This is a genomic window from Acetobacter sp. UBA5411 (assembly GCF_002409645.1).
GTDB lineage: Bacteria > Pseudomonadota > Alphaproteobacteria > Acetobacterales > Acetobacteraceae > Acetobacter.
The window spans coordinates 141275-156027 of record NZ_DHNR01000034.1 but is presented as its reverse complement, the minus strand read 5'-3'; the positions used below and the strand labels follow the sequence as shown (position 1 = coordinate 156027).

Here is a 14753-nt window from a genome sequence, read left to right as displayed (position 1 = left end):
GGAGGATGATGCAATGACCATTTTCAACGACACTGCCGCAGCCCTCTCCGTTGATCCCGATGCTCGCAATCGCGCTTGGGCTGCTGTGGGCGCGTCAGGATTAAGCCCCGACGATCCAGAAGTCGTTCGCCTTCTTATCACGGAACACGTTACTTCGCAGATCGAGAAACTGTCCGCTGAACTCGCGTTGTCAGCGGGTAGAGCGATTAGTGATTTTAATGATGCCCAGACGCGAAGTGAGGCAGCGGCGCAGGCACGTCTTGAGACGCGCACGACTGAATTGGCTCAGACCGTGTCGGCACGAATTGCGACTACGATCGAGCAAGCGCTTGAAAAACGTGCCGATGCAAAACTTGATAACGCGCAAACTACGCAATGGGCGTGCGGTGCGATCCTGTTCGGAGTTGGTCTTTATCTGGGGATGGCGTGCGAGGGTTACGTCAACGTGCCAGATGATCAGCTAAATCGATGGCTCCAGGCACAGTCGCCCTATTTTCTCCTGCTCGCCGGCACGGTCGCTTTTTTTGTGATCCGCCTCGCCTTCGCGTGGACATCAACGTCTCCCGTTATCCGCTTCCTTCTTGCTCTGCCTCCTCGCGATGTGACGCGCCGTTGGGGCAAGCGCGAACGCGATTACTGAAAGGTCACGACAATGAAAATCATCAAAACAGGACTGAACATAGCCGCAGGCACGCTGTTTCTGTCTGCTGTCAGCCCGGCAGTCAATGTCATGAATCAAGTCGGTCTCGGCGCCTCTGTGCCAGTGCCGATTCAGACACTGAACAGCGTAAGCAAGACGCTTCATCAATTTGCTGAAAGCGCAATCGCCGCATCAGGGCTTCCGACCGCGCCTGCCGGAATGGCGATCGGCACGGATATGCAATCGCCGGGCCGACTGGAGTTTGCACAATGACGAAAGACGCAAGACCAGATCGTTCTGCTTCGTGTGCAGCGTATCGCGCAAAGAAGATTGCTGAGGGCTGGGTTGATTTACGTCGATTTGTGCCGCGCGACCTGAAGCCGGAGATCAGCGACATCATCAAACGCAAAATCCGAAAATGGCGCGTCGATCAGGACAGCAGAACAGAAAACAACTCAAACGAGAAAGTATGAAGCAATGTCAAACGCACACAAACGTAATCGCATTTTTGCAGCGTTCCTCGTCTCAACTGCTCTGTGTTCTGTGCGTGCGTCTATCGCATTCGCCGGCACCCTGCCAACTGACGGCTCGTTCGTTGCCGGCGCGGGCCAGATCACCACCCACGGCGACCAGATGACCATTAACCAGTCCTCGGCGCGGGGTGTTATTGACTGGCGCGGATTCTCAATCGGTTCTGGCAATTCTGTGCAGTTTAACAACGGCTCAGGCGCGACAATGAATCGGGTCACCGGCGGTCAGATGAGCCAGATCGACGGGCATCTCGGAGCAACAGGTTCTGTCTTCTTGATAAACCCGAACGGGATCGTTGTCGGGCCAGGCGGTCAGGTTGTCACGAATGGGTCGTTCGTGGCATCGACCCGAGACATCGACAATGCCCAGTTTATGCGCGGCGGGTCTATGACTGCTTCGGGTAAATCCGCAGGCGCTGTCGTCAACAAAGGCACGATCAAGGCCAAAGACGGGAATGTCGTTCTCATCGGTCAGAGCGTGACGAACGAGGGCGTCATCGTAACCGGGCATCGGACTGCGGCCATGCTCGCGGCAGATTCCGTTGTCCTGAGTGAGAGTGGCGGGCCGTCTGGGATTTACGTTGCCGCAGGATCGACGGGCAAAGGTGATGTCACGAACGCGGGCCGGATTCAGGCGGCGGTCGTTGAACTGGCATCAGCGCATGGGAATGTCTATGCGCTCGGCGGGAACCATACCGGCGCGATTCAGGCGACTGGCACGAAGGAAGTGGATGGGGAAGTTTACCTGACGGCCGCTGATGGCACTGTCGATGTCGGCGGCGAGGTGACGGCCCATAACGCGGATGGCTCCGGCGGGAAGATCGTCGCAAATGGTCATAATGTGACTGTCGCATCTGACGCCGTCATGGATGCGGGGGCACGGGTGTCGGGCCGGCCTGGCGGAACCATTCTCGTCGGCACATCAGGGCATGGCCGCGATCTGGCACAGACCGTTACGCTGGCAAGCGGTGCAAGGCTGACCGCAGGGGGCAAGGGCGCGGGCCTGATCGAGACGTCCGGTCATCACGTCAAGAACGGGCGGCTTACTGTCGATGCAGGCCATGGCGGAACATGGCTCACAGACCCTGATGATCTGACGATTGATTCCGATGCCGCTTCGACGATTCAGACTGCCTTGAACGCCGGCACGAATGTCACTGAACAGACGACTGCGTCTGGAACGTCCGGTGCAGGAACGGTTGCCGGCGGCAATGGTGACATCAACGTCAATGCCGGGATTGCGTGGTCAGGGAAAGCGACGCTCACGCTCGACGCTTATCGCAATGTGAATGTGAATGCGCCGATCACTGTGAATGATTCTGGTGCCGTCGTGATCAAGACAGGTGGGGATGATATTTTCAATCCAGGTGGGTCGTTGACATACGCGACCCAGAACGCCGGTTCTCTGAGCGTGAATGGCGCGGCTTACACTTTGGTCTGGGGGCTTGGTGGTCTGAACAGCATTGGCGACGGTTACATCACGAACAATTACGCCTTGGCTGGAGACGTTGATAATGCGGGAGCCGCGTTCACGCCCATCGCCCACACAGGCCGTTTTGCTGGGATTTTCGACGGCCTTGGTCACTCTGTCAGCAATCTGAATGTGCATGATACAAGCCATGCAGCAAGCGGTTTGTTCGGCATTTCTTCTGGCACAATCGCCAACATCTCAGTGTCCGGCATCATCGACGGGCGCGGTGGCCCGACCACGTCCTATGTCGGCGGCATTGTTGGTCAGAATAACGGCATCGTGCGTGATTCCCATTCGTCTGCGACCGTATATGGCTATTACGCTGGGGGTCTGAGCGGTGGTTCAGCGACGGGAACCGCGACGATCAAGCGCTCGACTGCGTCCGGCAATGTCTATGCGTTGGATGGATCACCCTATGCCGGCGGGCTTGCTGGAACGGGTTATTCCGTTATTGATTCCTCTGCTTCTGGTAACGTGATTTCCACGGTTGCCAGTTCGTATGTCGGCGGCCTTGTGGGTTATATGACAGGCGATGTGTCAGGGTCATCCGCATCGGGCAACGTCACCGCATCGGGGAGCAGCGTCAAGGTCGGCGGTCTGGTGGGATTCACATCTGGCGCGATTACTGATTCTATTGCAACAGGCTCCGTCACCGCAGGCACGAAGGCAATGGCCGGCGGGCTTGCTGGTCAATCAAACGCAATGACCAATGTCCGCGCGTCTGGTGACGTTGTCGCTGGCGATGGCGCGACCGTGGGTGGTCTGGCTGGAAGTAATTACGGGGTTGTCACAAAAGCGATCGCGATCGGGGATGCAACCGCAGGTGTGGGCGGTGTGGCCGGTGGCCTGGTCGGTAAAAATGCGGCCGGGATCAGCGTCTCGTATGCGACGGGCGCGGCCTCGGCGTCGGGTTCTGCTGACACCATGGGCTATGCCGGCGGGCTGATCGGGGATAATGAAGCGTCCGTCTCTCAAGCATATTCGACCGGGGCGGCGACGGGGCTTGTCAACGCTTACACCGGCGGGCTGATCGGGAAATGGGGTGCAGGCACGGTTTCGGACACGTATGCAACGGGCCTCGTCACCGGCCAGACCAGCCAGATCGGCGGTTTTGCTGGCGTGCGTGTGGGGAATCCGGGGGCGTCTGACGGTTACTTCGATACGACAACGACCGGCACGAAGACGGCGATCGGGAAGGTCGATCAATACACGTATGTCATCAATATCAATGGCCTGACGACTGAACAGTTTGCCCAGGGCCAGGCGTATCTGTCAGGATCGTGGGTGACTGGGGCGCCATACAAAGTGTTGTCGGCGCTGCCTTATATCGTTGTGACAGGCACGGGAAATGCTCATGAGACGTATGGTTCCGCTACCGTAACCGCTCCGAAGACGGTCACGGCGACGGCTTCAGACGGGATCGATACGACGTCTGCCCTGGCTGGGATCGGCCCGTGGCACGGCTATACCCAGAGCAAAGCGGGCAACGCTTATGCGACCTGGGCTGAGGGGGTGACCGCGCCGTGGCATCAGACAGTCTATCGCGCGAATGTCTCGATCGACTATGCGTCCCTGACGATCAAGGCCGGCAATGCGACATCAACGTATGGTCAGGCGCCGGACGTGTCGGGGGCTGGATACACGGTTTCCGGCCTGCTCAATAGCGATTCCGTTTCGGGCGTGAACCTGTCCACGATCGCGACCAAGGGCAGTCGTGTCGGCACGTATGACATCACCGCGTCTGGGGCAACAGGCACGGGGATCAGCAATTATATTGTCGTGTATCAGCCGGGCACGCTGACGATCGATCCGGCCGCGCTGACTGTCATTGCTAATGACCAGAGCGGCACTTACGGCCAGACGCCCTCGCTCGGCACGACGGCTTTCACGGCGAATGGTCTGATCAACGGCGACACGATCTCCGGGGTCAATCTTTCGACCTCAGCAACCGGCGCGAGCGGGGTCGGGACATACGGGATCACGGCTTCGGGCGCGGTCGGGTATGGCTTGGGGAATTACACGATTGCTTATCAGCCGGGCACTTTGACCATCGATCCCGCCACCCTGACGGTGACCGCTGGGAGCGGAACGTCCGTGTATGGTGAGGCTGTGTCCACGCCCGGTTACAAAGTCTCTGGGCTGGTCAATGGCGATACGGTCGCGGCCGTATCTGTTGACAACACTGCTTCGTCAACCTCAGCCGTTGGTCATTATGCGGTCAATGCTTCGGGGGCGACCGGGTCGGGTCTGGGCAATTACAATGTGCAGTATGTCGCGGGGGATTGGTCAATCACGCCGCAGATGCTGACGGTCAAGGCCGGCAGTGGTTCGGTCGAATATGGTCAGACGGCGGGCGGATACGGCTTTACCGCAACCGGCCTGGCGAACGGAGACACTGTCGATAGTGTCACGTTGTCAACCCCGGCGACCGCGCAGTCCAGCGTGGGGCAGTATGCGCTCAACGCCTCCGATGCGGTTGGCACGGGCCTGGGAAATTACACGATTGCGTATCAGCCGGGAACGCTGACGATCACGCCCGCGCCGCTGACGGTGACGGCTGGGAGTGGTTCGAGTGTGTATGGAACGACACCATCCTCCGCCGGGTATAGCGTTGCCGGGCTAGTGAATGGCGATACTGTCTCAGGTGTCTCTGTGAATCAGCCCGTGACCGGGGCTTCGGGGGTCGGGTCGTATGTGACGACCGCTTCTAATGCCGTAGGCACGGGCCTGGGGAATTATGCGATCGACTATGAAAACGGATCGTGGAACGTCACGCCCGCGACGCTGACTGTTGTCGCCAATGATGCTGTATCGACGTATGGTCAGGCGCCGAAGACTGCCGGATTCAGCACAAGCGGTCTGGTCAATGGCGACGCGGTTTCAGGTGTTGATCTGACAACGAAAGCGACGGCGGCTTCCTCGATCGGCGATTATGCGATCGATGCGAGCAATGCGACGGGAACGGGCCTGAGCAATTATGACGTCACGTATAAGAGCGGCACGCTGACGATCGATCCGGCGGCGTTGATCGTAACGGCTCTGAACCAGTCATCAACGTATGGTCAGAACCCGACCCTTGGCACGACCGGCTTCAGCGCGAGCGGTCTGGTCAATGGCGATACGATTTCGGCTGTGCGACTGACGACTGCGGCGACGGGCGCTTCCGGGGTCGGTCAGTATGGGATCGTTGCAAGCGATGCGTCTGGTAAAGGACTTGGTAATTACTCGATTTCTTACCAGAGCGGCACTCTGACTGTTGATCCTGCTGCGCTGACTGTGATTGCGGGGAACGGGACATCCGTTTACGGGCAACAGGCTGAACTGCCGGGATGGACGGTGAACGGGCTGGTGAACGGGGATCGTGTGACTTCGGTGAATGTCTATACCGGGCATACGGTGCAGAGCGGGGTTGGGGTTTATGCGACGACGGCTTCCGGGGCGACCGGGACTGGCCTGGGCAATTACACGATCAGCTATCAGAGTGGGTCGTGGACTGTAACGCCGGCTACGGTTGTCGTAAAACCCGACGATCAGACAAGCGTTTATGGAACGACGCCGCTCAGTCAAAATCCGGGTGTCATTGCGACGGCTGCTGTTAATCCTGTTGTGAAGCCGGCGGAGAAAGACGACAAGGTTACGGCTGAGGCGACTGTGTCGTGCAATTCTGGAGGGAATCTGGTCGGTGAGACAGAGATGACGTGTCAGACGCGCGGGAAGTGATCTGGGTCGGCGCGGCTTCGGGCTGCGTCTGATAGAAAAGGGGGCGCTCCGGTTTCGGGGCGCCCCTTTGTGTTTCGAGAAGCTGAAGGGGGCCTCGGCGGGGCGGTCAGGGATTGGCCGGGCTGCCGCCGGCCTGGGCGGTTACGTCGTTTAATGCTTTCGCAACACCACCCCGGCGGAGCCGGGCCTGCCCCCATCGCCTTCCGGCCCCCTTGGGACTGCTTCAGCAACAAAAAATATGGGGAAGCGTTTCGCCGGGTATTAGCCCTTCCGTTTGACCAGCGACGCCTTTTTGGGATCATAAACGTATCCGGTTATTGTCCCATCTTTGATTTTTTCCACGGCTTCATTGATGACAAACAAGGGAACAAGGAACCATTCGCGCGGAATGACGGGGTTCCCGAACCTATCTTCGATTTGAATGTCCAGTCGCGCCGGATCAAAAATACGATGGATGATGTTCTCAAGTTTCGTCCGGCTGATATTGAACAGATTGTAAGTCGCCGCGACCTCGACATCAGCTAACAGGAACGTCGGATCAAGTTTTGCATTAGCTATCCGTTTAGCAACGTCTCCGCCAGTTACGCCGATCTTATGAACAAGGTCTCTGTTAGCCGCGACAATGGGATTGTCGGATTCACTTCTCAGAACGTAAATGGTTCCGCTTGCAAGATCGTCGTCGTCGTTGTCTCCGGCGAATAATGGCCCGGCACTGGGTTCTGACACTCGGCGGCTCGCTTCATCTTTGTAAAGCGCACGCTGAAGGGAACGAAGCAGGATGTTGCTTTCGGTTCCATTGGAATAAATGACGCGCAGACGGGCATCACTCTCACCATTGGGCGCTCTGAAGGTCTCGCCAATCTCGGCAACATATGCTGTTTGACCGCCAAGGATAAAGAACTCACCAGGTCTGATGTCGGTCTTCAGAAAACCGGCCTCTTTCCTGATCGGCCGAGTAATGCGCGTCCCGATCTCGATGTCTCTCTGGACTGCATTGAACAGCGGCTTGAAAGTATCGAAATCCTCACAGCGCTCCCGGTTGGCGATTTCCTCGGCTGCCCGCTTTTCTGCTGTGGAACGGACATGGCGCAGTTCAGTGATTGAATTCTGCTCGATGCCGTCCACGCCGAGCATGGAAAGCAGTTCATCGTCGCTAATGTTTTCATCGATCTCTTCAATGACAATAGCATTGGAGAGAATATCCTGATGATCCATAGGCAGAAGCAATGCCATGCAATCGGGTTGCGAGCGAAGCCGATCGAGACGGACTGCATATAGACGCTCGAAAATGTCGTGATCTTCCCCATGGCGGGGAGCGCGTCCGTGTTCATCCACAAACCGCTGGATTTCCTCAAACCCGGCTATAATGCGCTCTTCTTTTGGGGTTTTAGAGGCTTCTTTCTTTGTCTCGACTTCAACGCCCAGCGCCGACAGGAGCGCATCATCTTCGTCGGTAAAACCTTTAGCCACGAGCCGCCTCCGCCTTCATGCGAGCAAGGAACGCAACGCCCTCGGCCATGCTTTTCTCCCAGGGGTCAGTCGATGTTATAAAGGGGAGCCGGCCACGTTCCTGCATGAATTTCAACGCTCGTTTAGATAAAACACGCGCTTCTTCCAATGTCATCGTCGCACGTTTGGCACCGATTACGGCCGCAACCTGCTTCAGACTCTCTTCGCTCATGGCTTTAGCCAGAATGGAATAAGCCTCACCAAACGGATTGACGCGATCAATCAGATCAATGTCCAGTTCTCGCACGTCCATTGCGAATTTACGCACGCCATCGATCAGGGCCGTGTTGGCTCCTGGCTCTCCATCGCCACTCGTCGCAATATGAGCCGCCTGTTGCGTCAGATTCAGAGCCGCGATGGCGTGCTGCCGAACGGCTTCCTGATCTTCCTCATCCAGTTCGGGATATTTGTCTTTGATGATTTTTCCCATACGGGAGATCGTCAATTCCTCTGGAACGAGTTCTTTATCGAAAAGCCCACGTTCAAGAGCGGTCTTGTCTTGAACAAAGGCGGTAATGACTTCGTTCAGGTCTTCTTCGCAGATGCGGGTTGCTTCTTCGCTTTTGGGTTCAGCCAGACCTTTAATTTCGATCTGGAATTTACCTTTCTCTTCGTTGAACCCGACATTGCATTTATCTGGTTGGTAGCCTTCGTCACCATAATCGAATCCCTCAGTCGGTTCGTTGGTTGGCGCTTTCGATCTGAATTCGAATCGTGGCGCGAGAACCTGTTCCATCAGCAGACTGGCGGCAATGGCTTTAAGGGTATCGTTCACGGCCTCGGTTACGGCCTCTTCCGACGCATCTGGCTCGGCGATCAGGTTTGTAAAGCGAGCGCGGGTTTTCCCTGGCGCATCGCGGGTAGCACGTCCTATGATCTGGATAATCTCGGTCAGGCTGGATCGATAGCCAACGGTGAGCGCATGTTCGCACCAAATCCAGTCAAAGCCCTCCTTGGCCATGCCCAGGGCAATGATGATGTCCACATGGTCGCGGTTGTTCTTCTGGGTTGAGTCTTTCAATGCGGTGGATACGCGGTCACGCTTGTTCTTGTCATCGTCCACCAGATCAGCGATCCGCAACGTCCGTCCGTCTTCCGTTTTTACCAACTGAAAGCCGGTAACAGGGTCAGACCCCTGCCAGTCGCCCAGAGCCTCGATGATATGCTCCACTTCCCTCATCTTGTCCTTCGTGCTTTCGCGCGAATTGACGCTGGGGATGTGAATGATGGTTTTTTGCTTTGGGTCGAGAACCTTCAGGATGTCGTCGGCGTAGGAGCCGGAATAGAAGAAATAGCCGATGTCGAGATGCTTGAGATACCGATAGCCGTTTAACTGCTCGTAATAGGTATAGGTTACGGTATCAAACTTGGCCTCGTCCTGTGGTGACAAGACATCGACTGCGTCGCCCCGGAAATATGAGCCGGTCATGGCGACGATATGCACTTTGTCACGGGCAATGAACGCGCCGAGGTGATGACCCAGTTTGTTGTCTGAATCTGACGAGACGTGATGGAACTCATCGACGGCAATAAGACGATCGTCGAAAGCCTCAATGCCGAACCTGTCCACGGCGAAGCGGAAGGTGGCGTGCGTGCAGACAAGCACCTTGTCGTCACTCTTCAGGAACGCTTCGACCGAATTGACCTTGCCCCCATTATCACCGCCGGCTGCATCACACAGGTTTCTTCTGGGTTCTACGTGCCAGTCTTCCCAGAAACCGAACTGGGTCAGAGGCTCGTCATGGAAACTTGCCCCGATGCTTTTTTCGGGCACGACGATAATGGCCTGCTTCAGTCCCTGATTTGCCAGCTTATCGAGGGCGATAAACATAAGCGCCCGGCTTTTGCCCGAAGCTGGAGGAGACTTGATGAGAAGATACTGTTCGCCGCGCTTTTCATAGGCGCGTTCCTGCATGGGGCGCATCCCCATAGCATTGGCCTTGGTTGAACTCCCATTGGCCGCGTAAGAGACAGAGACAGAAGGGACGGATTGAGTTTTAATATTCATCAGGCTTTTACCTTCTTCTTCGATCCGGTTCCGGCGGTCATTTTGGTATAGAGATCGAACAGTTTTTCCAGTCGCTCCGTATCATTGCGAAAACGTCGGCCAATGTAGATGCGCTCCAGCACTTCGTCATTGCGGTCGTGCGCCTCACGCAAATCGGCGGGCATTTTTTCGGGATCATACAGTTCCGCAATGGTCGCGGGGAAATGAGCCTCGCGTGCCAACAGGATGTCTTCAGCGCAACGGGTCAGGTCGGCCTTCATCTTGTCGGTCAGAGTGGGAACGGGGAATGTATTATACACTACGGTATTGCCGTAACGGATGCCATTTCCTAGTCGTCCTGCGATGGTCTCCGCCCATACCCTATGCATAGTTGATACAACCAGTGAAAACTCAATCAAAGATTTTCCGTATATTGTAAATGCCGCATGATTGGAGACATAACCTGATTTCTTCAAGTCAGCAGGAACATAGTCAAAGCCATTACCGATTGTGTTGCCGACTTGTATGAAATCCTGTTCTTCATATGTCGAATAACAAAACGCATATGGTCGGCGTGCAGCCTTTCGGGCGTCCCTCCCTGCGCCTTCTCTGTATGATCGGCATTTATCAACTATTTTACGTATCTCCGGGATTGCTGTTGCCTCCGAAGCATCTGCTTCAGATACCCACAGGCACCAGCGAGAATTTCCAGAAATAAGCTCTTGAGTGCCGCCATATTTTTTTATGAATTTGGCGGCATGCGGATTATTTTCTAATATAGACTTGATACTTTCTTCGTCGAGAATCAGGCGTTTGCCATCGACCGGATTGCTACCCATCTTCATCGGGCTAATGTTAGAGATCGGTTTATCTCGCGGCTCACAAACTACCTTTGGCCCTGAGATGAGATAGGGAGCTATACTTTGACACTCTTGCGCCTGTTCATCAAAAAACAGAAGTTTTGGTTTTTTTTCTTCTGCCTCCAACCCTATGATAGTACAATAAACGCCCGCATTGTTCGCTGCGGAATTTGCCCATCTAAATGGTCGATAAGCAAAGGAAATTGACGCTTGCGAAAATATCTTTGGCCAAAGTAGTGAAACTTGCTCGCCTTGACATATAGAACTGGTCGATACCAATGCCATCCGACATTTTTCTTGTCCGACAAGAGAAAGTCCCTTCACAATGAATGCACATACGTAATCTAATAACTGCGCATTACCTAATCCTACAGCGTCCATATCCTCGGCTTGCGCGGAGCTTTTCTTCTTTGCTCCAAGGTAAGGTGGGTTGCCGCAGATATATATTTCTCCACCTTCATTATCGAAGTCAATCTGGGGTTGATCCAGCGGGGTTTGAAACAGGTCGTCACTCACTAGCTTAGTGCCGGTTCCTGTCGGCGGACATATACTCAACCAGTCCAAGCGAAGAGCGTTACCGCAGGTAATCCAGTTTTCCGCATTTAGCGGCAGAAACTCAGCCAGCGCCAGTTTCTGACCGCGATACAGCACATCGCATTGGAATTCTGCGATAATGAGCGCAAGACGCGCAATCTCGGCCGGGAAATCGCGCAGTTCTATTCCACGGAAATTAGTCAGGGGAATCTCTGAAGGACGATCGGCTTCCCCGCGACGGCTGTTGATCTCAGCCTCTATGGCTCGCATCTCCTTGTAAGCAATAACAAGGAAATTTCCGCTGCCACATGCTGGATCGAACACCCTGATCCTCGCCATACGCTTGCGTAGGTTTAAGAGCATCCGGGCATTGTCACCGGCCTCGTCTAGTCGTGCCCGCAGATCATCCAAAAAGAGAGGATTCAGCACCTTGAGGATGTTGGGAACGCTCGTATAGTGCATCCCAAGTGCGCCACGTTCCTCATCATCTGCCACGGCCTGGATCATAGACCCGAAGATGTCCGGGTTGATTTTCGTCCAGTCGAGGGCGCCGATATGGATAAGATACGAGCGGGCGATCTTACTGAAACGCGGCACTTCGGGACTGCCTGAAAATAGACCGCCATTAACGTATGGGAACCGATCGGCGTAACGAGCAATGCCTGCTTTCTTTCGCTCTGCCGTAGGGGTGTTCATTGCGCGGAACAGTTCGCCAATCACTTCATGGGTGTTAGACGAATCTCGCTCGGTCATTGTATCGACCGTGTTTGTGAAAGAGTGACCTTCCTGGAAAATATCCGTGTCTTCGGCAAAGAAGCAGAAGATCAGGCGGGCCATGAAATGGTTCATGTCATGACGGCGGTCGGCAGTTCCCCAGTCGGGATTGTCTTTCAGCAATTCGACATACAGCCGGTTTAGCTTGCTGGTCGCACGAATATCGAACGAACTTTCGCGGATTTGCTTGACCGTCGTGATGCCTGCAAGCGGAAGGAACGCGCCGAAATGATTCGGGAAGTCCGCATAGGCACAGGCGACGGTCTCGCCTGTATCCAATTCCTCCGCCTCGAAGGTCTCACCATCCGTCGCCAGGATGAACTTGGCCTTGGCCTTAGACGTGGCTGGGCTATCCCGGAGGGCGGTCAAAGTCCGCGTCACCTCACCGGGCGGGCAGGTCGCAATATGGATGTTATTCCGCTGGAGGACGGCACCTGGGATGTCAGAGGCATTGGTTGAGCCTTTGGCGGCCCGGAGACGCTTGATGGTAGTGTCTTTGTTGCCGAAGGCCAGGAGAAAAAGGTAAGGAAACTCTTCTGCATCAAATGGTTGCTCCGCAAGCGCGGATACTGCTTCTTCAATCTCTACGGCGTTCATCGCCTACCCAACCCCATTTCTATCTCGACAGTCACCACATGGCCCGCTGATCTTATATCTGTTTAGAACAAGAGGCTATGGGACGGAATCGTGTTCTGGGTTGCGGTCTGGCAGACTATTCCCGTCGGCGAGTCAATATGTTTACGTAATAATAAAGCATAACGATTTTAAGGCGGAGAGGTTATCAGCACAATGTCGTTCAATGACGAACAGAAGGAGAGGTTTTTGGATGCGGCTAATCCACATCAATGGTATCGCACATCTAATAATCTACATTCGCAGGCTTTAATTCTTTGGAATAACCGAGGGCGGGGTCATACGACCTTAATGAAAGATGGCCAGCCGGTGATGGTTTGGGATGATGCGAATAAAGGCACTTTCCTTCTAGCCGCTTTCGCGATGGAAAATATGCTGAAAGCATTTTGTATTTACGAAGACCCTTCTCTTGTTTCCGAAGGGCGCATAGACAAAAAAATAGCCACGCATAACCTTTGGAGATTAGCCGAGAGAACCTCTCTTATTCCATACAAATCCCGAGATAAATGGGTGTTCGACATGCTTTCAAGTGGGAATGAAAGTTGGGCACGATACCCTTGTGGTCGTCATGCAAACGACATTGAATTTGAACGACAATTCACCATGCGCTTGTGGAAAAGATATTGTTCTATGATTCTGGTGTATCGAACCAAAATGGAGAAATTACTTATTAAGGGGTGGACAGGCCCCTATGGATTCTATGGAAAATGGACTTTCACCTAGACTGTAAAAGGGGGCAGAGGCCCCTTCTGTATTTGTCCGGGGTGTGTGCGCGGCGCTTCGTAAACGCGCGAGCGGCGGCAGCCGCGTCCTGCACCCCACCCCTTCGGAGGCCCCCTTCAGAATATCGTAATCATTATGCCTCTCTGAACCTTCCGTCTGATTCCGCACGATTCAATAAAATCTCGGACTAAACCGGGACATTGTCATTTATGGGTGCGCGATTTATGCGCCATGCGAAAATCGGGTGTATATACTGGTGTTTGGGCATTCGCTCAGGCGCCCCGGCCGCGCGACCGGCCGAGGCTAACTTGCAATGATGGGACACATCAAAATGCAAGCTGACCTGTTTAACACACATTCCACCCATGCCGCGAACTCTCAGATTTCCGCACACCCATTCGAGGGCGTCGCAATCCGCATCGTCATGATCGACAATGCGCCTTGGTGGGTTCTCGCTGACGTGTGCCGCGTGCTTGACATCCGCAATCCATCCGACGCGGCATCTCGCCTCGACGCCGACGAAAAAATGACCCTCGGTAATACCGAGGGTGCAGAAAACCGCCATTTTTTCGGTCATGGCGCAGCCCCGACGCTGATCAATGAGTCCGGGGTCTATAGTCTGACAATCACCAGCCGGAAGCCGGAGGCCAGGCGATTCAAGAAGTGGATCACGTCAGAAGTCCTGCCGAGTATCCGGCGCACGGGATCATACCACACCCAGCCGGCTCCTGAACCATCCCCTGCGCCATCCATGCCGGCGTTGCTTGCTGAACAGGCGCTTGCGGTCATCAATGGACTTCAGGGTCTAGTCGCTGAGAATCAGGCTCTCGCGCAAGAGCGCCTGGAGACTATCCATTCTCAGACAGACCTCTTGAATTACAGTATGCCCAGGGCCGCGATTCACGACCGTCTGATTTATGCGGAAGGCACCCTCACGCTCTCAGATGCAGCCAAAAATATCGGCGTCGCACCACGAAAATTTATGGCATTGCTGCGCCGGGAAGGGTGGCTTTTCCGGCGCGGAAAATCGCCTCTCGCGGCATATCAAGACAAGATCAAATCTGGTTATCTGACACACAAGATTTCAGTGATCATGGCACCAAACGGCGAAGAGAGAATTACAGAACAGGTCAGGGTCACATCGAAGGGTTTGGCAAAACTCGCGCGTCTCGTGCCGGCGGCGCTTAGGGCCAACGCCGATGTTTCTATGCCAGCGCCCGTGCCCTCAACCTTTGCTGGTCATCGCGTCGAGGACGGCACGCGAGCGAGATACAGACGCGATGCAGAGCGGCGCGAACTGCAAAGGCAGGCAGAGTTTGAGGCGTATCAAGCCGAAGCTGAGAAACATCGCACTGAATATTATTAAGGGTAT

Annotated in this window: 9 protein-coding genes; 6 read left to right on the top strand and 3 right to left on the bottom strand. The window is 55.0% G+C overall.

What is annotated here, in order from left to right; all coding sequences use genetic code 11:
- Window positions 1-13: 13 nt before the first annotated feature.
- The 4 genes from B3759_RS12470 to B3759_RS12455 are packed head-to-tail and all read left to right on the top strand — an operon-like array spanning window position 14 to window position 6361.
- Entirely contained in the window at window positions 14-640 is a 627-nt protein-coding gene (locus B3759_RS12470; protein ID WP_291366203.1) for a hypothetical protein, read from the top strand.
- A 12-nt stretch (window positions 641-652) separates the two neighbouring features.
- Window positions 653-913, top strand: a complete 261-nt coding sequence (locus tag B3759_RS12465; RefSeq protein WP_291366202.1) for a hypothetical protein — start codon at window positions 653-655, stop codon at window positions 911-913.
- Window positions 910-1113, top strand: a complete 204-nt coding sequence (locus B3759_RS12460; RefSeq protein WP_291366201.1) for a hypothetical protein — start codon at window positions 910-912, stop codon at window positions 1111-1113. The genes B3759_RS12465 and B3759_RS12460 overlap by 4 nt, the downstream gene beginning before the upstream one ends.
- A gap of 4 nt (window positions 1114-1117) precedes the next feature.
- Window positions 1118-6361, top strand: a complete 5244-nt coding sequence (locus B3759_RS12455; RefSeq protein WP_291366200.1) for a beta strand repeat-containing protein — start codon at window positions 1118-1120, stop codon at window positions 6359-6361.
- A gap of 261 nt (window positions 6362-6622) precedes the next feature.
- On the opposite strand, the gene B3759_RS12450 is transcribed toward B3759_RS12455, so the two are convergent.
- Genes B3759_RS12450 through B3759_RS12440 form a run of 3 tightly spaced genes read right to left on the bottom strand, consistent with a single transcriptional unit; the run spans window position 6623 to window position 12622 of the window.
- Entirely contained in the window at window positions 6623-7831 is a 1209-nt protein-coding gene (locus B3759_RS12450; protein ID WP_291366199.1) for a GIY-YIG nuclease family protein, read from the bottom strand.
- Complete coding sequence (locus B3759_RS12445) at window positions 7824-9878, bottom strand: DEAD/DEAH box helicase (protein ID WP_291366198.1); 2055 nt, start codon at window positions 9876-9878, stop codon at window positions 7824-7826. Before B3759_RS12445 ends, B3759_RS12450 begins: the two co-directional genes overlap by 8 nt.
- The gene (locus B3759_RS12440) at window positions 9878-12622 is read right to left on the bottom strand and encodes a class I SAM-dependent DNA methyltransferase (RefSeq protein ID WP_291366197.1); all 2745 of its coding nucleotides are present in this window, start codon (window positions 12620-12622) and stop codon (window positions 9878-9880) included. The genes B3759_RS12445 and B3759_RS12440 overlap by 1 nt, the downstream gene beginning before the upstream one ends.
- 192 nt (window positions 12623-12814) lie before the next feature.
- Between B3759_RS12440 and B3759_RS12435 the strand changes: the two genes are divergently transcribed.
- Window positions 12815-13381, top strand: coding sequence for a hypothetical protein (locus B3759_RS12435; RefSeq protein WP_291366196.1), 567 nt, complete (start codon window positions 12815-12817; stop codon window positions 13379-13381).
- Window positions 13382-13694: 313 nt separating this feature from the next.
- Window positions 13695-14747 (top strand): phage antirepressor KilAC domain-containing protein, encoded by a 1053-nt coding sequence (locus tag B3759_RS12430; RefSeq protein WP_291366195.1) that lies wholly within the window; start codon window positions 13695-13697, stop codon window positions 14745-14747.
- The last annotated feature ends 6 nt before the right edge of the window (window positions 14748-14753 follow it).

Coding starts and splice junctions, on each gene's coding strand:
- B3759_RS12455 (WP_291366200.1), top strand. CDS start 1,118: ATGTCAAACGCACACAAACGTAATCGCATTTTTGCAGCGTTCCTCGTC.
- B3759_RS12440 (WP_291366197.1), bottom strand. CDS start 12,622: ATGAACGCCGTAGAGATTGAAGAAGCAGTATCCGCGCTTGCGGAGCAA.
- B3759_RS12430 (WP_291366195.1), top strand. CDS start 13,695: ATGATGGGACACATCAAAATGCAAGCTGACCTGTTTAACACACATTCC.
- B3759_RS12435 (WP_291366196.1), top strand. CDS start 12,815: ATGTCGTTCAATGACGAACAGAAGGAGAGGTTTTTGGATGCGGCTAAT.
- B3759_RS12470 (WP_291366203.1), top strand. CDS start 14: ATGACCATTTTCAACGACACTGCCGCAGCCCTCTCCGTTGATCCCGAT.
- B3759_RS12465 (WP_291366202.1), top strand. CDS start 653: ATGAAAATCATCAAAACAGGACTGAACATAGCCGCAGGCACGCTGTTT.
- B3759_RS12460 (WP_291366201.1), top strand. CDS start 910: ATGACGAAAGACGCAAGACCAGATCGTTCTGCTTCGTGTGCAGCGTAT.
- B3759_RS12445 (WP_291366198.1), bottom strand. CDS start 9,878: ATGAATATTAAAACTCAATCCGTCCCTTCTGTCTCTGTCTCTTACGCG.